Genomic DNA, 24,416 nt, shown 5'->3' with positions numbered 1-24,416 from the left:
CCAGAGGCCCCTGAATGAGCCGCGACAGTCGACAACTGGAATCCGTTCTCCATCATGACATTCCCCTCACCCGGGACATGGGCCTCAAAGTGCTCGACTGGCATGACCAGCAACTGCGCCTGCACTTGCCGCTGGAAGCCAACGTCAACCACAAGAGCACCATGTTCGGCGGCAGCCTGTATTGCGGCGCGGTCCTGGCCGGTTGGGGATGGCTGCATTTGCGCCTCAAGGAGGAAGGCATTACCGACGGGCACATCGTGATTCAGGAAGGGCAGATCAGCTATCCGCTGCCGGTGACGGGGGATGCCCACGCCATTTGCCAGGCGCCGGACCCGGTGATCTGGAAGAAATTCCTGACCACCTTCCAGCGATACAGCCGAGCGCGGTTGACGCTGCATACGCGGGTCGTCAATGAAGGTCGTGATGAGGATGCGGTGAGGTTTGTCGGGCAGTACGTGTTGCACCGCTGAACTTCAGATCGGTAAGAAACCCTGTGGCGAGGGAGCTTGCTCCCGTCAGGCTACACAGTAGCCGCAATAAAGCATTGGGGCCGCTTCGCGCCCCGACGGGAGCAAGCTCCCTCGCCACAAAAAGGTGTGAATCTCAAGACCGCGCCAATTCCAGCAGCTTCTCCCGCCAGGCTGCCTTCGCCGGCAATGCCAGGAAGAACGCATTCAACAGCGACTCCCGCGCCGGATAGCTGAACGGCTCACCGCTCAACTCCAGTACTTCACCGCCCGCGCCTTCCAGCACACCTTGCGCTGCCGCCGTGTCCCACTGGGAAGTCGGTGCCAGGCGCGGATAGCAATCCGCGGCGCCTTCGGCCAGCAGGCAAAACTTCAGCGAACTGCCGATATTGGCCAGTTGCAGCTCGCCAAGGCTGGCGCTCAACCCGGCCAGCAAGCGCTCCTGCTCCGGGCTCGAATGGCGACGGCTGGCCACCACGGTGAAGGACTCACCGGGCGCTAATGCATCACGCACCTTGATCGCCACGGGCGTACCACCTTTATCGCCGCGCCAGGCACCGAGGCCAGCGCCACCGACGTAAAAACGCCCGTTGGTCGGCATCGACACCACGCCGAACACCACCCGACCGTTTTCGATCAGCGCGATGTTGACGGTGAACTCTTCGCTGCCGCTGATGAATTCCTTGGTGCCATCCAGCGGATCGACCATCCACCAGCGCTGCCAGCCGGCCCGCACGCTTTGGGGAATGTTGGCGTCCTCTTCGGAGAGCACCGGGATGCTCGGATCGAGCGCCGTCAACCCGGCCAGAATCAGGTGATGAGCAGCCAGGTCGGCAGCGGTCACCGGCGAATCATCAGCCTTTGCCGTGACGGCCGTGCCTGTGCGCCAGAACGGCAGGATCGCATCACCGGCCTGCAAAGCCAGTTCAATCACCGATGCCATCATCGGGTGTGGGAAATTCATGGCTGGAACGCTCCGCGCTGAGTCAACAGGTCTCGGGCCAGGTACAGCGCCGCCAAGGCACGGCCTTCGGTAAACTGCGGGTTTTGCGCCAGCGCCGAGAGTTCACGCAGATTGACCTTGTCCACCCGCATCGGCTCGGGCTCGTCGCCTTCCAGACGCTCTTCGTAGAGGTCGGTGGCCAGCACCACTTGGATCTTCTGGCTCATGTAACCGGGGGACAGCGACAACTCGGTCAGGTGCTCCAGTTGCCGCGCGCCAAATCCGGCCTCTTCCTTGAGTTCGCGCTCGGCCGCCGCCAGCACGTCTTCACCCGGCTCGATCAAGCCCTTGGGCAATGACATTTCATATGCATCCGTGCCGCCGCAATACTCCTCGACCAGCACCGCATGCTCGGCATCGAGCATCGCCACGATCATCACCGCGCCGTACCCGGCGCCCTTGCCGACCAGGCGTTCATACGTACGCTCCACGCCGTTGGAAAAGCGCAGCTTCATCTCTTCCACGCAGAACAATCGACTGGTGGCGACAATTTCGCGGGCGAGTATGGTGGGTTTCTGGCGCATGCAAAGCTCCTTGGCGTGAACGCGCTACTATAACGCGGCTTTCCCGATTGTTTACGCCAGAAATCTTTCTACTGCCCGAGACGTTGCCATGCCTTCATTACCCTGGTCCGACATCGATACCGTTCTGCTGGACATGGACGGCACGCTGCTGGACCTGCATTTCGACAATCACTTCTGGATGGAGCACCTGCCCCAGCGTTACGCCGAACTGCACAGGGTCAGCCGGGCCATGGCCGAGATGGAATTGCAGCCGTTGTTCGAGCGCAATGCCGGCCAGTTGCAGTGGTACTGCCTGGACTTCTGGAGCACCGAACTGAAGCTGTCGGTGCGCGACCTGAAACTGGAAACCGCGCACCTGATCGCCCTGCGTCCGGATGCCGACACCTTTCTGGCGGCGATCAAACGGGCGGGCAAGCGCGTGGTGCTGATCACCAATGCCCATCGGGATGCGCTGTCGTTGAAGCTGGAAAAAATCGAACTGGCGCCCTACTTCGAACGCTTGATCAGTTCCCATGACTACGGCTTCCCCAAGGAAAACCCGCAATTCTGGGATGCGCTGCAAGCCGATATCGATTTCGATCCGGCGCGCAGCCTGTTCATCGACGACACCTTGCCGATCCTGCGCAGCGCGCGGGACTTCGGCGTGGCGCATTTGCTGGCCGTGCGCGAGCCGGACAGCCGCAAGGGGCCGAAGGATACGGCGGAGTTTGCGGCGGTCGGGGATTATCGGGATTTGATTGCGGGACTTTGATTGACCGTAGGAGCTGCCGCAGGCTGCGATCTTTTCATCTTAATTGCGTCAAGGTCAAAAGATCGCAGCCTGCGGCAGCTCCTACGGGCCTCGTGTTACTCAGGAATCCGCAACGACTGCCCCGGATAGATCTTGTCCGGGTGCGACAGCATCGGCTTGTTGGCCTCGAAGATTTTGTTGTACTTGTTGGCATCGCCGTACACGCGCTTGGAAATCGCGCTGAGGGTGTCACCCTTCACCACGGTGACAAATACCGCCGCTTTCACGACCGGGCCGGTCACGGTGATCTGATCATCCACACTGCCAACCCCGGCGATATTACCCACCGCCAGCAGAATCTTTTCCTTCTCTTCCTGGCTCGCCACTTCACCGGTCACCGTGACCTTGTCGCCGTCGACCGTCGCCTGCACATTCGGGTTGCCCAGGCCGACCTTGCTGATGTGCTCCTTCAACTGCTCACTGGCGTTGGCGTTACCTGGCGTCAGCAAATCCAGCAATTTTTCGCCTGCTTCCTTCACAAAGCTCAAAAGACTCATGGTGCACTCTCCTTGGGTTTCGGGTTCCAGACGTCAGAGCCTAGACCACGGTCGTCACCTGCGAATCCAACCCGACCAATGACCCCGCTTGCGATAGAATCCGCACCTTCCCACCCCTTGGAGCGCAGATGGACATCAAGCAGCTGAAATTCCTCATCGCGCTCGACGAAACCCGCCATTTCGGCCAGGCCGCCGCGCGTTGCCACATCACTCAGCCGACCCTGTCCATGCGCCTGCGCAGCCTCGAAGAAGAACTCGACCTGCCGTTGGTCAATCGCGGCCAGCGCTTCGAAGGCTTCACCGCGCCAGGCGAGCGGGTGCTGGCCTGGGCGCGCACGGTGTTGGCGGCCTACGACGGCTTGTACGCCGAGGCAGCCGCCTGTCGCGGCAATCTGGTCGGCACCTTGCGCCTGGGCGTAGTGCCGTTGTCGAGCTTCGATCCGCTGCCACTGATGCAACGCTTGCACGCCGAGCACCCAAACCTGCGCTTCGAACTCTCGGCCCTGAGTTCCGAGCAGATCCTCGAGCAACTGGCGAACAATCGCCTGGACCTCGGCGTTTCCTACCTGGAACGCCTCGATACCGAACACTTCGACTCACTGGCCTTCAGCGAAACCCGCATGGGCCTGCTCTATGATCAACGCTTCTTCAGCTTTGGCGAGGCACCGCTGAGCTGGGAATCCTTGATCGAACTGCCGCTGGGCATGCTCACCAGCGGCATGCACTTTCGTCAGTCCATCGACCACAACTTCCACAGCCGTGGCCTGACCCCGCAACCGTTGCTGCAGACCGATGCCGTGCATCAACTGTTACAAGCCGTGCACGGCGGCTTGTGTTGCGCCGTAATGCCATTGAACGGCGGCCTCGAAGGCCTGACCGAACACTTGCGCCTGCAACCGATCGAGAACGCCCAGACCCTCGGCCGCCTGGGGCTGATCATGCGTCGCAGCGCGCCACGCTCGGCGCTGGCAGAAGCCTGTTTTGCCCTCTATCAACAATCGCTGATCGGCGCTTGATCGACGGCATCTATCGGTAGATCAGTATTAGCGATTAGACGTGACAACTTGCCGCGCCTAGTCTTAAAGCTGATCAAACCGTCGGTGATGCCATGAACACCAAGCGCCCTGCATGCGCGGCGCCTGCCCTCGAAGCGCCCGCGCCCTCCGCAAGCCAGACGTACTGCTATAGCAATCTCGAATACTCCGAATCGGCCAGCACCGCACTGGCCGAGGAAGTCGCGCTGGCGATTGCCTTCAACGGCATCAGCCAGGCGGTCATGCTGGTGACGCCCACGGACCTGGAAGATTTCATCGTCGGCTTCAGCCTGGGCAGCGGCATCATCCAGGACGCCACGGACATCTATGACCTGCAACTCAGCGGCTCGGGATCGGCGCAATACGCGCAAGTGACCATCGCCAACCGCGCGTTCTGGAACCTCAAGCAGCAGCGTCGGCAACTGGCCGGCACCAGCGGTTGCGGGTTGTGCGGCGTGGAAGCAGTCGAGCAGGCGTTGCCTGACCTTCGGGTATTGCCCGGCGCCCCATTGCCGCCTGTCGAATGGCTTGATGGCCTGCGCGAGCGCATCGGTGCCTTCCAGCCCTTGGGCCAACATTGCGGTGCGGTGCATGCCGCAGTGTTCATGAATGACAAGGGCGAGTTGCTGCTGGGCCGCGAAGACATCGGCCGGCACAACGCCCTCGACAAACTGATCGGCGGATTGATCCGGCAAAAAATCCCGACCGCTGGCGGCCTGGCGATTGTCACCAGCCGCTGCAGCCTCGAATTGATCCAGAAAGTCTTGCGCGCTGGCATCCAGACCCTGGTCAGCCTGTCGTCGCCCACGGGCCTTGCCGTGCAATGGGCCCGTCGCCACAACCTCAATCTCATCCATCTGCCTCAGAAGAATGCACCGCGGGTCTACAGCCCAACGTTGGAGAATCAAGCGTGAGTCAACACCGTCAGGCCGACCAGAAACCCGTCCCTCGCTTCAAGCCCTACAAAGGCCCGGCCGGTGGCTGGGGGGCACTGATCAGCGTGGCCCAGGCCTGGTTGACCAGCGACAACGCGCTGAAGAACCTGCGCATCATGCTCAAGACCAACCAGAACGGTGGCTTCGACTGCCCGGGTTGCGCCTGGGGCGATTCTCCGGAAAAGGGCATGGTGATGTTCTGCGAGAACGGCGCCAAGGCGGTGAACTGGGAAGCGACCAAACGCCGTGTCGATGCCAAGTTCTTCGCCAAGCACAGCGTCACGTCGCTGCTGGAGCAAAGCGACTATTGGCTCGAGTATCAGGGCCGCCTGACCGAGCCGATGAGCTATGACGCCGAGACCGATCGCTACAAGCCGATCAGCTGGGACGACGCATTCGCCCTGATCGCCAAACACCTGAACGGCCTGTCGAGCCCGGATCAGGCCGAGTTCTACACCTCGGGCCGGGCAAGTAACGAAGCGGCGTACCTCTATCAGCTGTTCGTGCGCGCCTACGGTACCAACAACTTCCCTGACTGCTCGAACATGTGCCACGAGGCCAGCGGTGTCGCGTTGTCACAAAGCGTCGGGGTCGGCAAAGGCACCGTGACCTTCGACGACTTCGAACACGCCGATGCGATTTTCGTCTGGGGCCAGAACCCCGGCACCAACCACCCACGGATGCTCGAACCGCTGCGCGAAGCGGTGAAGCGCGGCGCCCAAGTGGTGTGCATCAACCCGCTCAAGGAGCGTGGCCTGGAGCGTTTTCAGCACCCCCAGCACGCGATCGAAATGCTCACCAATGGCGACAAGCCGACCAACACCGCATTCTTCCGCCCGGCCCTGGGTGGCGACATGGCGATCATGCGCGGCATGGCGAAATTCCTCCTGCTGTGGGAGCGTGACGCGCAGAAAACCGGTGAGCCGGCGGTGTTCGACCACGACTTCCTCAACGGGCACAGCGTCAACGTGCTGGAATACCTGGCCGTCATCGACGACACCCCCTGGGAGCAGATCGTCGAGCAGTCCGGCCTGAGCCTGGTGGAAATCGAGCAAGCGGCGCGCATGTACGCCAAGGGCAAGAACGTCATCATGTGCTGGGCCATGGGCATCACCCAACACCGCCATTCGGTGGCGACCATCCAGGAAATCGCCAACCTGATGCTGCTGCGCGGCAACATTGGCCGGCCGGGTGCCGGCCTGTGCCCGGTGCGTGGTCACAGCAACGTGCAGGGCGACCGGACCATGGGCATCAACGAACGCCCTCCTGCCGCGTTCCTCGATGTCCTGGAGCGACGCTTCCAGTTCAAGGTGCCACGCGACAACGGCCACAACGTGGTCGAGGCGATTCATGCGATGGCTGAAGGGCGGGCGAAAGTCTTCATCGGTCTGGGCGGCAACTTCGCCCAGGCCACGCCAGACAGCCCGCGCACGTTCCAGGCCCTGCGAAACTGCGACCTGACCGTGCAGATCAGCACCAAGCTCAACCGCAGCCATTTGACCCACGGCAAGGACGCGCTGATCCTGCCGTGCCTGGGCCGCACCGACATCGATATCCAGACCCAAGGCCCGCAAGCGATCACCGTCGAAGACTCGTTCAGCATGGTCCACGCCTCCAATGGCCAACTGCAGCCGCTGTCGAACCAGATGCGCTCGGAACCGGCGATCCTGGCCGGCATCGCTGCCGCGACCCTGGGCAGCCACCCGGTGGACTGGAACTGGCTGGTGGCCGACTACAGCCGCATCCGCGACCTGATCGCCGAGACCATTCCCGGCTTCAAGGACTTCAACGAGAAAATCAAGAACCCGGGCGGCTTCTACCTGGGCAACAGTGCCGGCGCACGCAAGTGGAGCACCGCTTCGGGCCGGGCCAATTTCCGCTCGAACGCGCTGCCCAAAGACCTGGTGCACGAACGCACCCGCGCCACCGGAGTACTGCCGGACCTGATCATGCAATCGATGCGTTCCCATGATCAGTACAACACCACCATTTATGGCCTCAACGACCGTTATCGCGGCGTGAAAGGTCAGCGCGATGTGTTGTTCGTCAACGAAGCCGACATCATTCGCCTGGGCTTCAAGCCGGGGCAAAAGGCCGACATCGTTTCGCTCTGGGACGATGGCGTGGAACGTCGGGTAAAAGGCTTCACCCTGCTGGCGTTTGATATCCCGGCCGGGCAAGCGGCGGCCTACTATCCGGAGGTGAACCCGTTGGTGCCGCTGGAAAGCATCGGCGATGGCAGTGATACGCCGACATCGAAATTCGTGGCGATCCGGTTGGAAGCGGCGAGTGAGACCGGGTTGATCATGGCCAGGTCTGCTTAATGTGTTGTCTGAACTGGCCCCATCGCGAGCAAGCTCGCTCCCACAGTCTTTTTCTGTTGTTCACATAATCTGCGTTCGACTGAAATCCCTGTGGGAGCGAGCTTGCTCGCGATGGGGCCAGACCAATCACCAAAAACTCCGGACCCTGCACTTTCCTTTCGCCCACAAAAAAGGCCGTTTCCTCATGAAAACGGCCTTTGCGAAGTAGTAAAAGACCTGCAAAAAAACGTTAAGTTCCGCCCAAAAAACAGTAACTTGCAATATTGTATACAAGTCGTGTTATTCGTCGGATTTCGATTGTCACGCCCATTCCAGAGCCTCAGGATCGCGCCGTCATCCCCTTGAGGTTCCTCCATGAAGTTCTCCTCGATTCTCTTGTTGTCCCTTGGCCTGGTCAGCGGTATCGCGTCTGCTGGCGGCACCACCGAAGCCGGTGTAGGCGGCGCATTGGGCGGGGTTTTAGGCTCGGTCGTCGGTCAGTCGTTAGGCGGCAGCACAGGTTCCACTATCGGCGCGGCCCTGGGTGGCGCGGGTGGTAGCGCCGTCGGCGCAAACAAGCACAGCCGTGGCGAAGCAGCCCTTGGCGGTGCGTTGGGTGCAGCGGGCGGTAACGTGGTCGGCCGCAGCGTGGGCGGCACCACTGGCAGCCTGATCGGCGCCGCAGCGGGCGGCGGTGCTGGTGGCGCGCTGGGTAACTACATGGGCAAAGATTACGATGATGAAGACGGCGGTCATCGTTCGTATCGCGGCCATGACGATCGTCGTTACTACCGTGACGGCCATCCGGGCCGTGGCCATGCTTATGGCCATCGCAAGCACCACCACAAGTACTACCGCGACTAAGGCCTCGAGCGCCTCGCTGGTGAGTACAACAAAAATCGCAGCCCAAGGGCTGCGATTTTTTTTGCCTTACTGAACCACCAGACGTTCCAGTGCCCCGCGCAACCCGGCAGGAATCGCCACGGGTTGATTCGATGCACGATCGACAAACACATGCACAAAGCGCCCCGCCGCGCAGGCCTCGTCTTCTCCTTGCTTGAACACGGCCAGTTCGTACTGCACCGAACTGTTGCCCAGCTTGCCCACCCGCAGACCGATCTCGATGCGGTCCGGGAAGGCAATGGAAGCAAAGTAATCACAGGAAGAACTCACCACGAACCCCACCACCTCACCATCATGGATATCCAGGCCGCCGACTTCGATCAGGTAAGTGTTCACTGCCGTATCGAAGAAGCTGTAGTAGGTCACGTTGTTGACGTGACCGTAGGCGTCGTTGTCGTGCCAGCGGGTGGTGATGGGCTGGAAGTGCGGATAGTCGGTGCGTTGGGGCATTGGTGTTGATTCCTGAGTGGGTTCGCCAGTCTAAGGCGAAAACCGCGTTATCGTTCTTCGCGAGCAAGCCCGCTCCCACAATGGATCATCGCCGGACACAAATTTTGCAGGCAATGAAGTAACAGTGTGGGAGCGGGCTTGCTCGCGAAGGCGCCCTCACAGGCGCCACAACAATCACTTGTCAGCGAAGCCTTTGCCGGCTGCCGCCAACTCGCCAATCACCCGCGCCGGTTGCCAGTGATCGCCCTGACGCGTCTCAAGGTCCATCAAGCGCCGGTGAATGTCCGCCAGCCCTTGCTGATCGGCCCAGGCCATCGGCCCGCCCTTGTCCGCCGGGAAACCGTAACCGTTGAGGTACACCAGATCGATATCGCGGGCCGACCCGGCGATGCCTTCCTGGAGGATCTTCGCGCCTTCGTTGACCAGTGCCAGCAAACAGCGCTCGAGAATTTCTTCCGGGCCGATCTCGCGGCGCTGGAACCCCAGCTCCTCACTGACTTGAAGCACCAGTGCATCCACCTGCGGATCGTGTTCGGCCTGACGACTGCCGGGTTCATAGTGGTAAAAACCGTTGCCACTCTTCTGGCCAAAACGTCCCTGCTCACACAAACGATTATCCACCTGGACCTCCGGCGCATCCTGCCCGATGCCGGATAGCTGGCGCGAGCGCCATTGCAGGTCGACGCCCACCACATCGAACATGCGGAACGGCCCCATGGCGAAACCGAAGCCCTGCAGCGCAGCGTCAACCTGGTAGGGATAAGCGCCTTCCAGCAGCATTTTTCGCGCTTCGAGCACATAGGTATTGAGCATGCGGTTGCCGATGAAACCGTCGCAATTGCCCGACACCACACTGACCTTGCCCATGCGCTGGCCGAGCGCCAGCGCCGCGTCGAGTACCGCCGGTGCAGTCTGCGCGCCACGGACGACTTCCAGCAGTTTCATGATGTGCGCCGGGCTGAAGAAGTGCAGGCCCAGTACTTGTTGCGGCCGACGTGTGGCCGCAGCGATGGCATCGATGTCCAGCGCCGAAGTATTGCTCGCCAGAATCGCCTCAGGCTTGAGCAGGCCATCGAGCTCGCGGAAGATTTTCTGCTTGAGCTCAAGGTTTTCGTACACCGCTTCGATGACCAGGTCGACCTCGCGGATGGCCACATAACCATCCGCCGCCGTAACCCGCGCCACACGGGCATCGGCTTCGCCTTGGTCAATGCGGCCCTGGCGCACGTTGTGGGCGTAGGTGTCGGCCACGGTGGCCAGCGCTTGCTCCAGCATTTGCGGATTGTTGTCGACCCACTGCACGGCCACTCCGGCGTTGGCCAGGCACATGACAATGCCACGGCCCATGGTGCCCGCGCCGATGACGGCGGCGCGCTGAATATTCGACGGTGTCTGGCTCATGTTTTGTTCTCTTGTTGGCGATCCGAAGACAGCCACCACCATAGTCAGCCACCAGGTTTTTTTGAAATTTATTCCTGTGATGAGCAACATTCAGCGGATGGATGTAGCCCTTTGAGCACACCGAAAACCCCTGTGGGAGCGGGCTTGCTCGCGAAGGCGATCCATCTAGTGGCAGTGATGGTGACTGACCCACCGCTTTCGTCGGATCGCCGCCCGGAGCAAGCCCGCTCCCACAAGGACCACGGTTCAGCCTGCCAGATGTTGCTCGGCCCACTCCCGCACCCCGGCATACGGATAATCCTCCAGCGCCGCAAACCCCGAAATCGACCGCGCCTTGAGCCTGGTGAACAACGGCACACTGATCCCGCACAGAAACCGTGTCACGCGTTCAGCCGAGGGCACGTTGCCCGTGTGCTGCTCGTGCCTGTGGATAAAACCGCCACACAGTGCCTCGAAATTCTTATCCACAAGGGCCGGCAACTCCGGTGGTGCCGGTAGCCGCGCCACTTGCCCATGACACACCGAACAATGCCCGCATTGCTGCGGCGCATTGTGGTCGCCGAAATACTCGGCCAGGCGATAACCCAGGCAACGGTCGGTGGCGAACAGGTCCAGCATCGCGTGAATCCGCGCGACCTCGGTGCGCTCATGCCGAGTGAAATAGCCGTGCAGTTCCTCGCTCAACGCGGCGCTGTCGAACCCGCTTTGCAGCACGCTGTAGACCTCGGTCATCTGCTTGCTTTCGAGCTCCACCCAGCCCTTCTCCTGGAAGTAATCCAGTGCCTTGACCACCCGACTGCGCTCGGCCTGATGCTGCTCGTACAACGCCTCGAAATTCACCGTGGCCCAGGTCCGTGCGCGGCTGGAGGTCTGGATGATCGCCGCGACAAAATCCCTGCGCTCGCCCTCGAAGCGTGCCAATAGCGCCTCGGGCTCCTGAACATACTTGAAACGGTACTCGGCGTAGTACGCGTAGCGCGGGGCGATCAACCCGCGCAACTCGAGCTGCACCAGCAAGGTCTTGAGCGGCAACTGGCGAATATTGCTCTGATCGGCCAACGGCCCCAGCAGAAACTCCCACTGCCCTTCGGTTGCGGCGGCATGCATCTCGTCAAGCACGCAACGGATGCCATCGAGCTCGGGCGTGTCGCCGTAGACGAAGTTCTCCAGCACGTTGAGGCTGTCGCGGTTGGCCAACACCAGGCAGTCCGACGGCTGCCCGTCACGCCCGGCGCGGCCGATTTCCTGGCTGTAGTTTTCGATGGATTTGGGCAGGTCGAAATGCACCACGTTGCGGATGTCACTCTTGTCGATGCCCATGCCGAAAGCGATGGTGGCGACGATGCAATTGGACTGCCCGCCCATGAATCGACGCTGGATCGCTTCCCGTTGCTCATGGGGCAACCCGGCGTGATAAGCCTCGGCCTGAATGCCGTTGCGGTTCAGATGTTCGGCGATGTGCTCGGCGGTTTTCTGCAAGGTGACATAGACGATGCTCGGCTGGTCCGGACGCTGGCTCATCCATTCGACCAGACGCCTGCGCTTGTCCGCTCCGCGAACCGGTTCCACCAGCAAATTGAGGTTCGGACGATAGAAACCGGTGGTCACCACATCGTTGGCGGCGATGGCGAATTTCGCCTGCATGTCGGCGATGACCTTGGGCGTCGCCGTTGCGGTCAACAACAACACCTGAGGGATGTTGAACTGGCGTTGATAGTCGGGAAGCTTGAGGTAGTCCGGGCGAAAGTTATGTCCCCATTCGGAAATGCAGTGCGCCTCGTCCACCACCAGCAGCGAAATCGGTACTTGCTGCAAAAAATGCCGGAAGCGCTCGTTCTTCAGGCGCTCCACGGAGATCATCAAAATCTTCAGTTCGCCGGATTTTGCCCGGGTCATGACATCGCTGGCGTCATCGCGACTCTGCGCCGAATCGATACTGCCCGCCGAGATGCCGTGGCGTTGCAGGAACGCCAGTTGATCCTGCATCAACGCCAGCAGCGGTGAGACCACCAGCGTCAGGTGCGGCAGCAACAGCGCCGGCAATTGGTAGCAAAGGGACTTGCCGGAACCGGTGGGGAAAATCGCCGCCGCCGAGCGCCCCGCCAGCACGGCACTGACGGCCGCCTCCTGACCGGGTCGAAATTGTGGATAACCGAAAACCTGTTCCAGGGTGTTGTGCATAAGCTGTCACTCCGTTGACTGCTGCGGAGTCAAAAGCCTGGCCGGCGATCGCAGCGAGTCGAGAAAAGGTCGGGGGCAAAAACGATACCGGATCATACAGCGGATGGCTGGAAGGGCTTGAGATCGCTTTCGCGAGCAGGCTCGCGAAGAGGCCAGCACACCCACCGCAAAACTCGAAATACCCGACATTGTCCGAGGCCCCCTCTACCGAGATTTACTGCGAAGCGGCTGAAAACGCTGTAAGCATTTTTACCTCTCGCCATTCCACGTTGAAAACCCAGCCCCAACGTGTAGTCCGCTTCCTCAAAATATGACAAAACCCTTACAAAGCCTGTCGATCTCAGCCGTCTTGTCCCGTAACGCCATACCCTCCTATAGTTTCCAGCGCGGCTGAAAACAGTGTCTCGGCCTGCCGGGAACACTTGCCGATTTCGCACAGGACCCATTCAATGAAAAACCCCGACTCACTGACAACCCGCTACCACCCACTCAAGACCCGCTACAGCGAAACCCCGGTGCTGGTCATCGATACCGAGGCCGACCCCTTCGAGATCCTCGACGCCGCCCGACAACGCATCCACGCCGCCAGCGACCTGCTCGAAACCCTCTATTGCATGTGCTTCAAACAGGCCAATGCCAGCGACATCCCCAAGATCGTCAGCGCGCTGTACCTGCTGACCCAGGACGGCAATGACCTGCTCGACATCGCCCGCCAGCGCTTGCCGAAACTCACCGGCTGAAAAACACCACAACCGCCTGTGGGAGCGAGCCTGCTCGCGAAGAACGATAACGCGGTCCTTCTGCGGACATGCAAGTTCTGGATATTTCGCTGTGGATAACTCCGTCAGCAACGACCTATGGAAGCTTCGGCAAGGTCCTACAAAACAAGACAACTTGTCGGCTATCGCCAGCCAGTGGCTCGAACATATAGTCCGGACTGTCGCTGCCAAATCAGCGATCAGGTTTGGTCACCTGAGAACAACGCACATAGTTGTGCCATCATTCGCGCCGCGGACATCTATGTCCTCGCAGTGCATTGTCATGGCGACTGTGTGCGGGACGCCTTCGGGCGAGCCGAGTTGTTGTTCTCGGTTGACCAAGCCTGCGCACAGTCCGCCTCCCATCGTTTGGTCACGGTGCTGGCGGTTAATTAACAACAAACCGAGTACATGCCATGTCAACTCTGAACCCGTTTCCAAATCGCTACCGCCCACTCCACACCAACCTCACCGACACCCCGCCCCTGATCATCGACACAGAGGCCAACCCCCAAGACATCCTCGAAGCCGCCCTCCAGCGCATCCGGGCCTCCAGCGAACTGCTGCAAACCCTGCACTGCCAATGCTTCAAACACGGCGGTCTCGAAGACATCCCGCACATCACCCACGCGCTCTACCTGCTGACCCAGGACGGCTGCGACCTGCTCAAGGTCGCCCAACAACGCATGCTGAACTGGAAAGCCCCAGCCTGACGCCATTCATCAGAGCACCTAAGTGGCATTATTCTGGCTATTTAAATAAAAAACAGCTGGAATAATGGCAGTTATCATCCCTTCCTTAAGGAAATCAGCGTCACGAGAATGGTGTCTTTTTCAATGTCCCAATCGCAGCTCACCTTTTCCTTAAGTGCTATTATTCTGGCAGTTATAGCGCCCTAATGAAGGAATATTGGCACATGGCCAAGAAGACAGCTCCACTCTTGCCCGCCGCTTCCAGACTACTTTCCGAGTTCGGCGAGCGACTGAAACTCGCTCGCCTACGCCGCAAACTCACAGCTAAACAAGTCGCTGAGAGGGCGGGCATGTCACTGACAACTTTGCGCTCCCTGGAATCAGGTGGCTCAGGGGTGACCATCGGAGCCTACCTGTCTGTCATGCAAGTTCTGGGTCTGGAAAAAGACTTGAGCAAACTCGCGGCAGCCGATGAAGTGGGCCGTCAACTGCAGGACGCACAACTGAAATCCAGCACCACCTCCACCGCAGGCTCAAGCCAGCGAACACGCAGAACGAGTGCAGTGAAAACAAATGCTCCAATACCTGAAAAAGGCACTGGAGTGATTGAAAGCGCCAGCACAGCAGACCTATCCGCTGACTACCCCTTCAACACCCACTCGCTTTCCAATCTGTTGACCCAGAAAAAAACCAAGTCCACGACGGGTGATAAATGACTCAGATTGCGGTGTATGCCGATTGGGAATCCTTGAATGGACCCAGACGTCTCGGCTTCCTGCATGCCCGAAAGGCCCGCTCCACAGAAGTCTTCGAATTTGAGTACGACAAGGCTGCGCTGGCAGATCCCGAGTTGAACTTCACACCCCTGGACCCTCGAATCGGGCTCTATGAAGGTCGTCAGTTCCCGGGGCAACATCAAAACCGATTTGGCGTGTTCGCTGATTCAAGCCCGGATCGGTGGGGTCAATTACTGATGAAGCGACGACTGGAGCGCGATATCCGCGACGGCCTGGCTGCCAAAGGCAGCAAGCTCCAAGAGTCGGATTTCCTGTTAGGCGTGCATGATCTCTATCGGGTCGGTGCAATCCGCTACAAGCTCAATGACCAAGGCAACTTTCTCGATGATCGTGATGGCGTGGCCGCCCCACCGTTCATTGAGCTGCGGGCTTTGGAACAAGCAAGCCGAGCTCTGGAAAACGATCCGGACAACACCTCACTCGATGGCCGCGAGTGGCTGAGAATGCTGATCGCACCAGGAGGCTCACTGGGTGGCGCCCGCCCCAAGGCCAGCGTTGCAGACGAGCAGGGGCACTTGTGGATTGCCAAGTTCCCCAGCACCCGCGATGACTATGACATTGGCGCTTGGGAACTGGTGGTGAATGCCTTGGCCAATCATTGTGGTCTGCGAGTCGCGACCGGTATCGCCCGACGCTATGCCAGTGATCATCATTGCTTCATGGTCAAGCGCTTCGACCGCACTGAACGGGGTGGCCGACTGCACTTTGCCTCAGGCATGACCATGACTGATCGCATTGACGGTGACGATGCCTCAGTCGGCGCGAGCTACCTTGAGTTGGCTGAAGTGCTCATGGAGCACGGCTCGGAAACCAAAGCAGACTTACGGGAATTGTGGTCTCGGATTGTGTTCAACATCCTGGTCTCCAACAGCGACGACCACCTGCGTAACCATGGCTTTATCCTTGATCCGGGTCGTGGATGGCGATTGTCTGCCGCCTATGACATGAACCCGGTGGCCTATGCCGACGGCTTGAAGCTCAACATCACCGATACCGATAACGCACTGGATCTGGAGCTGGCCCGGGAAGTGGCAGAGTATTTTCGGGTCAGTCGTGCGGATGCAGAAAACATCATCGACAGCTTCAAAGAAGTTGTCAGCCAATGGCCAACACTAGCGGGGGCATTGGGGCTATCGAAACGTGAGCAGGATAATATGGCGCCTGCATTTCGATTAGCGGAGCCTACGTCATGAACCTCGCCCCCAACCTCCCCGACGACGACTTGATGCAGCAACTCATGCAATTGCTGCATGAAGAACTCGGCTTCCCCGAACGCAAAACCATCAACCTCGGCACCTCGATCAATTTCGACCTGGGCTGCAACGGTGCAGACGCCCGGCATTTGATCGAAACCCTGGAAGACCACTTCGCCATCGATTTCGTGGATTTCGACAGTTATCGCTATTTCCAGCCCGACGGCTTTGACGTGAATCTAAAGCGAAAGGCCAAGGGTCGCGGCGAGAAGGTGCCATTGACCCTCGACATGCTCTACCGGGCCATCAAGGCCCAACGCTGGGACACGGATGAGCTCGAAGGTCTATGACGGCCCGACGCATTCTGACTTGCCCGCGAAAAACCGAATTTTGCGCACAAAAAAACCGCCCTCTCAAGACTTATACCGTAACGGTACATAGTTCAGGGGCGGATAGCTCAGAAGCCAACCTGGTCAAGGGTCTGGCCCATCTGAGTTAGCGATGTATCGCTACCAAGCGGATCTGGCAAATCTCTCCCTTCGCAAGGGCGACAAGCTCCTCGAAGGAAGTCGGCGATGCGAGAATGGCTTGTCGATCGGGGTCGACGCTGTCCGCGTAGAGCCAAGCTGCGAGGTCACGGTATATCAAACAAAGAATCAGGCCATAGAAAATGGCATGACCAAAGAAATATGCATTGTAGAGGGCAGCAGTGCATTTAGTTTCGACCACAGCACTGAAGGTGCAATCAAAAACCATATCAACAAATTATGCCAGTGCGGAGTTAGAAACGCTTACATTGAGTCAGCCCACACAGAGTCCCAAATGGGCATGAAGGGCATATCCTACATAAATCTGGTTAGGTTCAAATAGCACCTAACAAACAATGCGTATATGGACACTCCTCACAAGTAGTGAGTAAAGCTCCTCCAACCCTGTCGTCAGTGCGGTTGCATTCGTATATTCGGCCTGTAGTGGGCGTTACCGCCCTGGCCACTCTGTAGTTCGCGCAGCGGGGATAACCATGGACAGTCCACGATTAGTCAGACAAAAATCGAAATAGATAACCGTGGTCTGTCCCCTATTGTCACGACCCTTTTGCAGCCTGATGGCACCGAAGATCGACACCAGCATCACCACCTCGGCGTGTTCGACCGCTTCATTGGTGGCTGCAATCACGCCCAGCGCCGAAGCCTACGTCGTCAAGCCGTCATACTCGCAGGCACGCCGATAGCCAAAGCCATCCCGCACAGACTGATCATTCGTCCGATAGATTTCAACTGCTTGCTCCTCACTTGTCCGCATTGAGCCCGTTGAAATGCGGACGGTACGTTCCAAAGTCCTTCGTCTTGGAGGCTAAGTGACCCTGAGGATTTCGATGCCCCGGGCCGTCCGGGCCGGGGCCATCCGTTGTGTTCAGAACCAGCAGGAAGCCTTCACACCGAACTCGCGCACCATGGTCACCGACAGGTCTGGGCACAATTTGAACCTATCTGGCACCGGCCGTTGCCTCGGGGCGATCTCTCAACGTGACCAACCCGTTCCGCACGCCGGCAACCATCACACCGCCAGGCAGGAAATTGATTGACAGCATCGGGCTGTCCAGCCTCTTTCCACTTCCAATAAATATTTCTGAAGCTAGTTTGCCAGTCTGGAAATCGAGGGCACTGAGATAAAATGCGCCCAGCTTGTCTCCATCGCCCGATTTCATAGTGTATTGATAAACATAACCATCGGCAGTCGAAAGTTTGGGTGGAACCTTTGACGAAACCGCGTAATTCTCCCAGATCGTGTTGCATCCACTGTATCCAGGCCTGACATCGACTCTGGCAAGCCCGGGTTCGGATGCTGCCGGTTCAAAGAACTTCGACCCATAATTATTTTGAATTACAAGTGACTTTCCGTAACCCACAAATGTATTATCAAGATATCCTCTATCTTCTTTAAACACGGGATGCTCACATACGACCCTGGAGCTGCTTGCCATTGCTGCGCTATCGGTTTTAAGTACCAGCACCCTCGCAAAGCGATGCGAGTCATCGTTCAAACCGAATGAGATCAACTTACCTTCATCGAACAGCGTCGGAGCGGTCAAATCACCACTTGAGTTGGACTGTCCATATTCATATCGCCAGCGAGTGATAATCTTTCCATCATCATCTATTTCAAAGCGATAAAGTGCCATGGTAGTGAGTACGAACGTCGCATCCGCGTTCAACGCCAGTGCCGTACCTGAAACCTCACCCCCCGGAAGTTTCATACGTTCTATCTTGCCGGTCATTTGGTTGATGTAGCCGACATAGCCATACATCGTGCTAAACCAGAGATTATTTTTCCAGTCAGGATGAACATCTGAAATTGGTTGGCCATCAGGCAAGGCGCTGCTTAGGTCATACTCTTTTTCAAGAGACCATTTGTATTGGTCATTGCTTCCAACAATAGAATATATCTGAACTTTTTGTTCCGGGTTCGCCACGATGGCCCGACCCAGAGCGTCGAGGCCGGTGTACCATCCCATTCCCGGCTCCAGGAAATTCATTTTCTTGCTGGTCGTGGCGACCTGCGCCGCGACCTTGAAATTGTTCTTGGGATCAAAAAGCACCAGCTGGCTCGGATTGCCCAAGCCGACGCACAAGGACGCCAGTTTTTCACCAGGCGTCATGAGCATGGGCGTGCACATCGAAATCTCGTTGCCGGGGCGTGTCGGCACATATGTCGCTATTGGCGCGATCCCGAGAGGCCCCGCATATGGCGTGGTACTGGAATTATACGTATCCCCATGAACCCCGCCGCTCGCGGTTTCATCCATAAGAAATGGATGGTCTGGCATAGGCAGTCTCGACAGGGGGTGCGGAATCAGCGGGTGGCTTCCAACCAGCGTTGGCACCCTGATTCCGTCTGCCACTTGAAATTCGCGGTTTGCCGATCCGTTGGCCAGGTGGCCAATATCGCCAGCCCCCCCGAGGATCTCCCGAAAGGCGGTCAGCGAGAGGGGCAGCTTATCCGCAACCAGGAACTTTATACCAATACAGGCCAGCACCAGCATCGAAGCTGACAGAAGAATATAGATCTTTTTCCTGGACCTGCGCTCATGGATATTTGTTGGCATGATTGGCAAATTCCGGATTAATTGAGAAGCCGCCATTGTCGAGCGCGCGCAAGCATCATTCTTCGTCCAATGGGACTATACCAAGGCCCGCTCGAGTCGCCTCCGTGGAAGACTTTCCTGGAGGCGCTCAAGGAGCACCCGTCGGTAGGCGTGGCGGCTAATTCCTCGAACAGCCGCCACGGACTTACTTCAATGGCGCATCAGCCGCCGCTGCAGCCATCACCCCGTACAAGGTATTCAAGGATATGCTACTGACCCTTGGAGTCCTCATAGGTCTGCGTGTAGGCACGACCTCACAGGCGTAGGGAAGGGGGGCTGTGGCGATGACCTTGGCAATATCCAGGTTCATCGAGTAGTTGTAGATCTCCACTGGCAGTTCATTGGACGCATCCATGCTTGCCAGGGCAAGGGGGCAAAGGCTGGCCGATACCCTGGATACGCTATCGAGCAATGGCATGTGCAGTGCCGGCGCCGGGCACGACCGGCAAGCTGCCGAAGCGCCCGCCGTGCTGCCGCCCTTTGGCTTAATCGTTAGCCGCTAGGGAGATCGTGGTGCTGAATGTCGGAGAGCAACTGGTGTCATCGTATCTGCGGTACATCCGCAAATGCGACTTCATTCAAACCAATCTCTACCCCGTTGAGGCTCACGGCGAGATCGACGTTGTGGGCATCAATCTCAAAGAGAAGCAGGTCTACATTTGTGAGGTTGCCATTCACCTGACTACAGGACTCCAGTACGTCAAGGACAAACGGCCCAACAACGTACAGAAACTCACCGATAAATTCTCAAGAGACATTGAGTACGCAAACAAGTACCTGTCGGAGTACAGCCGACACTTCATGCTTTGGAGCCCACTTGTTAAGGACAGCCAAGGCCAAGCGACGTACAACCAGCTCGGGCAACTGGACGGCCTCAATGAAGAACTGGGCGGCGTTGAGCAGTAGCTCAACCGCGATCTGTACGGCAGTGACTTCACCTGGGTGGTCGGCGAATGGTTGGTGGGGCATAGCAAGCCGGCCGAGCTAATGACCCTGGAGCGTCGCGAGTGGGGCAACTTACGGTCGAGCTTGATCCAGTGGCTGTGAGGCGGGGCCACGCTCGACACCTCGTTAATTGCGCTGAAGAGTTCCCCACACTCACCACGTCTGAGACGCGGCGCGGATCGCGGGTGGCGACCAGTATTGCTTTGTCATACACGTGCTGCACCTCGAACCAGATCGAGCAGGAACCGGCGCGGACGAACCAGCCGGGCTGGACGCCGATCTGCTTGAGGTTGGTGTTGGCTTCGACGCGGATGACGCGGGGGTAGGTCTGTTCGTCACTCATCTTTTGTATCCCCATATTCGGCGGCGTATTCGGCTGCATTGCATTTCGGGCATGGAATATCGCCGCCGTTATGCAAAGCGCCACCCGGTTCATCGCAGCTGTCTTCGTCCCAGAGAAAACCATCAATGCACTGAGCGTCAAGATACGGAGCGCCAAAGTGCTTGCCGTGATAGTCGCAACCCAGTGCGGCTGGAGAATTCGGTGTGAGCCCCTGAAGCTGTCAGCATCTATCCGTACACACGGTCAACTCGCCGGAACCTGCAAACTCTGCCGAGGAGCACAACGTGGTCATGCATAAGACTGGGCCTCGCCTACATGCCATGCTAAATCATGGTATGGCTTTCACATCTACGGATAAAAAAATACCCCTCATAGAGGGGTATTGATGCAGTAACTGGCTGAAAAGGGCCTAACTATGTATTCCCAAGAGGGGGGGAATAACCGAGGGGCGGCTTCTTCGTTAGCTCAATCCAACACTTACAGCTTTGGACCCGCAGCCTTGATCGCGTCGCTCACTTCGAACTTCTTGAAGTTCTCGATGAACAGGCCGGCCAGTGCTTTGGCGGCTTCGTCGTAGGCGGCTTTATCGGCCCAAGTGTTGCGTGGGTTCAGCAGGCCAGTCTCAACGCCCGGTACGGCCACTGGCACGTCGAGGTTGATGGTATCCAGGTGCTCGGTCTCGGTACCGATCAGCGCGCCGCTCTGGATCGCTGCGATCACGGCACGAGTGGTCGGGATGTTGAAGCGTTTGCCGACGCCGTAGCCACCACCGGTCCAGCCGGTGTTGACCAGGTAGACCTTGGAACCGAAGCCGCGGATGCGCTTGATCAGCAGCTCAGCGTATTCGCCGGCCGGACGCGGGAAGAACGGTGCGCCGAAGCAGGTGGAGAAGGTCGACTTGATGCCGCTGCCCGAACCCATTTCGGTCGAACCGACCAGAGCGGTGTAACCGGACAGGAAGTGGTAAGCCGCTTGTTCTTCGTTGAGGATCGACACTGGCGGCAGCACGCCGGTCAGGTCGCAGGTCAGGAAGATCACAGCGTTCGGCTCGCCACCGAGGTTCTTCTCGGAGCGCTTGGCAACGTGCTCCAGCGGGTAGGCGGCGCGGCTGTTCTGGGTCAGGCTGACATCGGCGTAGTCGGCGTGCTTGGCATCGTCGATAACGACGTTTTCCAGTACCGCGCCGTGCTTGATGGCTTTCCAGATAACCGGCTCGTTCTTCTCGGACAGGTCGATGCACTTGGCATAGCAACCGCCTTCGATGTTGAACACGACGCCTTCACCCCAGCCGTGCTCGTCGTCACCGATCAGGTAACGGCTTTCGTCGGCCGACAGGGTGGTCTTGCCGGTACCGGACAGACCGAAGAACAGGGTCACGTCGCCTTCTTCGCCGATGTTGGCGGCGCAGTGCATTGGCAGTACGTCGGCAGCCGGCAGCAGGAAGTTCTGCACCGAGAACATGGCTTTCTTCATTTCACCGGCGTAACGCATGCCGGCGATCAGCACTTTCTTCTGTGCGAAGTTGAGGATCACGCAGCCGTCGGAGTTGGTGCCGTCACGCTCTGGCACGCACTCGAAGTTGGCAACGTTGAGGACCTGCCACTCGTCACGACCCGCCGGGTTGTACTGAGCCGGGTTGATGAACAGGCAACGGCCGAACAGGTTCTGCCAGGCAGTCTGGGTGGTCATCTTCACGGCCAGGTAGTGCTCGGAAGCCGCACCTACATGCACGTGGGAAACGAAATGCTCTTGCGCGTTGTTGAATGCCTCAACGCGAGCCCACAGGGCGTCGAACTTGTCGGCCGGGAACTTGCGGTTGATCGGGCCCCAGGCGATAGCGGCCTGGGTGCTTGGCTCTTCAACGATGAAACGGTCGACTGGCGAACGGCCGGTACGGTGACCGGTACGAACAACCAGTGCGCCGGTATCGGCAAGCTCGCCTTCACCGCGATTGAGGGCTTCTTTAACCAGATCATCAACACTCAGATCGGTGTACACGGCATTGTTGGCTTGCGTCATGAGGTTCCCCGTCGGCCAGTGGCCGAGTGCTCCAAACGTTTTTGTAGTAGAAAGTCGTGCACTACTACCGCGAAAAAAGTGGGCCGGATTATGCCAGAAAAGCCCAAAAAGAGTAGGCCCCTCCTGTCGTAACGGCGTTAATCCGGCACAAGGCAGTGAATTTACCTGCGCTGAATCGTTTTAGTGACGGGTATCTGACGGCGTCTCGATACCCGCGCCGGCGAACAATTGAGTGACATCGGCCGCGTCAAACAGGTAGCGCTGATTGCAGAACTGGCAATCGATTTCGATGTTGCCACCGTGTTCGACCACCAGTTGCTGCGCGTCTTCCATACCCAGACTGACCAGCGCATTGGCCGATCGTTCGCGCGAGCAACTGCAACGGAAGCGCAGCTTCTGCACATCGAACAGACGCACCTGCTCGTCGTGGTACAGGCGATGCAGCACGGTTTCGTTGTCCAGGCCCAACAGCTCATCGGCGGTCAGCGTACCGCCCAGGGTGGTGATGTGCTGCCAGCTGGCGGCGCGTTCGTCTTCGTCTTTCAAACGGTCGGCAGGCAGTTGTTGCAGCAACAGGCCACGGGCGCGGCGGCCATCGGCGTACAGCCAGAAACGCGTGCCGACTTGCTGGGACATGACGAAGTAGTTGGTGAAGCATTCGGACAGGGTGGCGCCGTCGAGGTCGACGATGCCCTGGTAGCGCTGGCCCTGTTTCGGGTCGATGGTCAATGCCAGCACGCCGTCCGGCATCAGGTCGGCCAGGGTTGCATCGGCAGCGATGCGGTCCGCGTCGTAACGGGCCAGACCACGGATGTCGCGCTCGCTGGAGCACTCGATCATCAGCAGCGGGATCGGGCCTTCGGAACGGGCCTGCAGAATCAGCAAGCCATCGAACTTCATCGTGCCAACCAGCAACGACGCGGCCGCCATCAGCTCGCCGAGCAGTTGCGCAACCGGCTGCGGGTAGGCGTGTTTGGCCAGGACTTCGGCGTAGCTGAGCTCCAACGAGACCAGCTCGCCACGGGTGTCGCTGTCATCGAAGATGAAGCGTTGGGTGAAGTCGTTATCCGCGTGATCGGTCATAGGTCTGGGTATCTGAAGTAGTGAAAATGGTTACAGGAAACAGGAAATTGACCTTGCGCCACCCCTCGGGTGCGCAACGTTCAGCCATGAAAGGCATTTTATGAACAATCCGGGCCTGATCCAAGCAAGGTGGAATAAGCGCTGATGGGTTCCAGGTCGTTTCCCGCCCTGCACTGCTGGCAATGTGGTTATGGCCTACAGGTCAGAGACTGTGTGTGATTTTCGACGAGCGGCGATATCGTCCATGCAATGCACTGCTGGCCAGGCACAGATATGGATGCGCACCGGGTCAATTGCAAGTCTTGGCCTGAAGGCGCGGTGAAACCTGGCGAGTACGCGGCACTCGCCCGAGCAATATCTGTATCAGTCGTCGTTACTGCTGCCACGAAACTTGAACAAATCCCGCCGCTGCTTCTTGCTCGGCTTACCGTCGGTGCTCACGCCCAGGGCTCCGGCCTTTCTTTGCGCCGCGGCCTCTTCGCGCTTGGCGATGCTGGCCAGGGTCTCGGCATACAAGGTTTGCGCCTGCGGTGCGCCGCGACGAACGATCGACAGTGCCAGGACTACCACCGTGCGCTCCTCGAAACCGGTGCGAATCACGAACTCATCGCCGATTCGTGGCTCTTTACCCGGCTTGCAGCGTTCGCCCCGGCAATGCACCTTGCCGCTTTCAATCGCTGCCTTGGCCAGGGCGCGGGTTTTGTAGAATCGTGCAGCCCACAACCATTTATCGAGGCGGACTTTGTCGTCCTCTTCGTTTTTTTGTGCCATGGAATTTCCTCATTCTGAAATATTGGTGAACTGTACTACCGTTTCTGACGTACCAAGAATTTCACCGGCTCGGATTACAATGCCGACATTCCATAACCTCCCTGGGAGGCTGGAAATCCGGGCCGTAGATATCTGTCGCCTTTTAATCATTATTCTGCGTGAATACCGCGAATCCGGCCGCA

The 24,416-nt window shown here is 58.7% G+C and carries 23 protein-coding genes and 1 pseudogene; 13 read left to right on the top strand and 11 right to left on the bottom strand.

Going from position 1 to position 24,416, the window contains the following annotated elements; all coding sequences use genetic code 11:
• Positions 1 to 14 precede the first annotated feature (14 nt).
• On the top strand, positions 15 to 470 hold the full coding sequence (locus AB4O40_RS18835; RefSeq protein ID WP_056726897.1) for a thioesterase domain-containing protein: 456 nt from the start codon (positions 15 to 17) through the stop codon (positions 468 to 470).
• A gap of 133 nt (positions 471 to 603) precedes the next feature.
• On the opposite strand, the gene cysQ is transcribed toward AB4O40_RS18835, so the two are convergent.
• Both cysQ and nudE read right to left on the bottom strand, forming a co-directional pair.
• A complete protein-coding gene (gene cysQ / locus AB4O40_RS18830; RefSeq protein ID WP_460053674.1) occupies positions 604 to 1,431 on the bottom strand; it encodes a 3'(2'),5'-bisphosphate nucleotidase CysQ in 828 nt (275 codons plus the stop codon).
• A complete protein-coding gene (nudE, locus tag AB4O40_RS18825) occupies positions 1,428 to 1,994 on the bottom strand; it encodes an ADP compounds hydrolase NudE (protein ID WP_056726899.1) in 567 nt (188 codons plus the stop codon). Before nudE ends, cysQ begins: the two co-directional genes overlap by 4 nt.
• An 88-nt stretch (positions 1,995 to 2,082) precedes the next feature.
• On the opposite strand from nudE, the gene yrfG reads away from it, so the two are divergent.
• Positions 2,083 to 2,745 (top strand): GMP/IMP nucleotidase, encoded by a 663-nt coding sequence (gene yrfG / locus AB4O40_RS18820; RefSeq protein ID WP_056726900.1) that lies wholly within the window; start codon positions 2,083 to 2,085, stop codon positions 2,743 to 2,745.
• Positions 2,746 to 2,840: 95 nt separating this feature from the next.
• Here the strand turns inward: yrfG and lysM are convergent, their stop codons facing one another.
• Entirely contained in the window at positions 2,841 to 3,281 is a 441-nt protein-coding gene (lysM, locus tag AB4O40_RS18815; protein ID WP_007972838.1) for a peptidoglycan-binding protein LysM, read from the bottom strand.
• Between the two features lie 128 nt (positions 3,282 to 3,409).
• Here lysM and AB4O40_RS18810 point away from each other — a divergent pair, with 128 nt between their 5' ends.
• The 4 genes from AB4O40_RS18810 (at position 3,410) to AB4O40_RS18795 (ending at position 8,417) form a co-directional block, all read left to right on the top strand.
• Positions 3,410 to 4,297: a LysR family transcriptional regulator gene (locus tag AB4O40_RS18810; RefSeq protein WP_056726901.1), complete on the top strand. Its 888-nt coding sequence runs from the start codon at positions 3,410 to 3,412 to the stop codon at positions 4,295 to 4,297.
• A gap of 92 nt (positions 4,298 to 4,389) precedes the next feature.
• Positions 4,390 to 5,229 carry a formate dehydrogenase accessory sulfurtransferase FdhD gene (gene fdhD, locus AB4O40_RS18805; protein ID WP_409079092.1) on the top strand — a complete coding sequence of 280 codons (840 nt, stop codon included), beginning with the start codon at positions 4,390 to 4,392 and terminating at the stop codon, positions 5,227 to 5,229.
• The gene (locus AB4O40_RS18800; protein WP_460154578.1) at positions 5,226 to 7,574 is read left to right on the top strand and encodes an FdhF/YdeP family oxidoreductase; all 2,349 of its coding nucleotides are present in this window, start codon (positions 5,226 to 5,228) and stop codon (positions 7,572 to 7,574) included. The genes fdhD and AB4O40_RS18800 overlap by 4 nt, the downstream gene beginning before the upstream one ends.
• Positions 7,575 to 7,928: 354 nt before the next feature.
• A complete protein-coding gene (locus AB4O40_RS18795) occupies positions 7,929 to 8,417 on the top strand; it encodes a glycine zipper domain-containing protein (protein ID WP_056726904.1) in 489 nt (162 codons plus the stop codon).
• 66 nt (positions 8,418 to 8,483) lie between these two features.
• Here AB4O40_RS18795 and AB4O40_RS18790 read toward each other — a convergent pair whose 3' ends face one another.
• From AB4O40_RS18790 to AB4O40_RS18780, 3 genes are all read right to left on the bottom strand, one after another.
• The gene (locus tag AB4O40_RS18790; protein WP_007972849.1) at positions 8,484 to 8,906 is read right to left on the bottom strand and encodes an acyl-CoA thioesterase; all 423 of its coding nucleotides are present in this window, start codon (positions 8,904 to 8,906) and stop codon (positions 8,484 to 8,486) included.
• A gap of 174 nt (positions 8,907 to 9,080) precedes the next feature.
• A complete protein-coding gene (locus AB4O40_RS18785) occupies positions 9,081 to 10,307 on the bottom strand; it encodes a 3-hydroxyacyl-CoA dehydrogenase (protein ID WP_409079090.1) in 1,227 nt (408 codons plus the stop codon).
• A gap of 246 nt (positions 10,308 to 10,553) precedes the next feature.
• Positions 10,554 to 12,488, bottom strand: a complete 1,935-nt coding sequence (locus tag AB4O40_RS18780) for a RecQ family ATP-dependent DNA helicase (protein ID WP_056726906.1) — start codon at positions 12,486 to 12,488, stop codon at positions 10,554 to 10,556.
• A gap of 449 nt (positions 12,489 to 12,937) precedes the next feature.
• Between AB4O40_RS18780 and AB4O40_RS18775 the strand changes: the two genes are divergently transcribed.
• The 5 genes from AB4O40_RS18775 to AB4O40_RS18755 all read left to right on the top strand — a co-directional run bounded on the left by AB4O40_RS18775 (position 12,938) and on the right by AB4O40_RS18755 (position 16,278).
• A complete protein-coding gene (locus tag AB4O40_RS18775) occupies positions 12,938 to 13,228 on the top strand; it encodes a hypothetical protein (protein WP_056726907.1) in 291 nt (96 codons plus the stop codon).
• 434 nt (positions 13,229 to 13,662) lie between these two features.
• Positions 13,663 to 13,959, top strand: coding sequence for a hypothetical protein (locus AB4O40_RS18770; RefSeq protein ID WP_056726908.1), 297 nt, complete (start codon positions 13,663 to 13,665; stop codon positions 13,957 to 13,959).
• 203 nt (positions 13,960 to 14,162) lie between these two features.
• Positions 14,163 to 14,654 carry a helix-turn-helix domain-containing protein gene (locus tag AB4O40_RS18765; protein ID WP_056726909.1) on the top strand — a complete coding sequence of 164 codons (492 nt, stop codon included), beginning with the start codon at positions 14,163 to 14,165 and terminating at the stop codon, positions 14,652 to 14,654.
• Positions 14,651 to 15,928 carry a type II toxin-antitoxin system HipA family toxin gene (locus AB4O40_RS18760; RefSeq protein ID WP_409079089.1) on the top strand — a complete coding sequence of 426 codons (1,278 nt, stop codon included), beginning with the start codon at positions 14,651 to 14,653 and terminating at the stop codon, positions 15,926 to 15,928. The genes AB4O40_RS18765 and AB4O40_RS18760 overlap by 4 nt, the downstream gene beginning before the upstream one ends.
• Positions 15,925 to 16,278: a DUF1493 family protein gene (locus AB4O40_RS18755; protein WP_223541936.1), complete on the top strand. Its 354-nt coding sequence runs from the start codon at positions 15,925 to 15,927 to the stop codon at positions 16,276 to 16,278. The genes AB4O40_RS18760 and AB4O40_RS18755 overlap by 4 nt, the downstream gene beginning before the upstream one ends.
• A 1,136-nt stretch (positions 16,279 to 17,414) precedes the next feature.
• Here AB4O40_RS18755 and AB4O40_RS18750 read toward each other — a convergent pair.
• Together AB4O40_RS18750 and AB4O40_RS18745 are read right to left on the bottom strand one after the other, a co-directional pair.
• Positions 17,415 to 19,034, bottom strand: a complete 1,620-nt coding sequence (locus AB4O40_RS18750) for a hypothetical protein (RefSeq protein WP_409079088.1) — start codon at positions 19,032 to 19,034, stop codon at positions 17,415 to 17,417.
• 184 nt (positions 19,035 to 19,218) lie between these two features.
• Positions 19,219 to 19,383 (bottom strand): hypothetical protein, encoded by a 165-nt coding sequence (locus AB4O40_RS18745; protein WP_411741808.1) that lies wholly within the window; start codon positions 19,381 to 19,383, stop codon positions 19,219 to 19,221.
• Positions 19,384 to 19,586: 203 nt separating this feature from the next.
• Between AB4O40_RS18745 and AB4O40_RS18740 the strand changes: the two genes are divergently transcribed.
• A complete protein-coding gene (locus tag AB4O40_RS18740; RefSeq protein WP_056726914.1) occupies positions 19,587 to 19,979 on the top strand; it encodes a hypothetical protein in 393 nt (130 codons plus the stop codon).
• Between the two features lie 3 nt (positions 19,980 to 19,982).
• Positions 19,983 to 20,108 (top strand): annotated as a pseudogene (locus tag AB4O40_RS18735) (hypothetical protein); the annotation flags it as partial.
• Positions 20,109 to 20,838: 730 nt separating this feature from the next.
• Here AB4O40_RS18735 and AB4O40_RS18730 read toward each other — a convergent pair.
• The 3 genes from AB4O40_RS18730 to AB4O40_RS18720 all read right to left on the bottom strand — a co-directional run bounded on the left by AB4O40_RS18730 (position 20,839) and on the right by AB4O40_RS18720 (position 24,234).
• Positions 20,839 to 22,380, bottom strand: a complete 1,542-nt coding sequence (locus tag AB4O40_RS18730) for a phosphoenolpyruvate carboxykinase (protein WP_056726915.1) — start codon at positions 22,378 to 22,380, stop codon at positions 20,839 to 20,841.
• A gap of 180 nt (positions 22,381 to 22,560) precedes the next feature.
• The gene (gene hslO, locus AB4O40_RS18725; protein WP_056726916.1) at positions 22,561 to 23,463 is read right to left on the bottom strand and encodes an Hsp33 family molecular chaperone HslO; all 903 of its coding nucleotides are present in this window, start codon (positions 23,461 to 23,463) and stop codon (positions 22,561 to 22,563) included.
• Positions 23,464 to 23,826: 363 nt separating this feature from the next.
• Entirely contained in the window at positions 23,827 to 24,234 is a 408-nt protein-coding gene (locus AB4O40_RS18720) for an RNA-binding S4 domain-containing protein (RefSeq protein ID WP_008045331.1), read from the bottom strand.
• Positions 24,235 to 24,416: the final 182 nt, after the last annotated feature.

The sequence above is a fragment of the Pseudomonas sp. S2_F07 genome (assembly GCF_054668325.1).
This window is presented reverse-complemented; position numbering and strand designations above follow the sequence as displayed.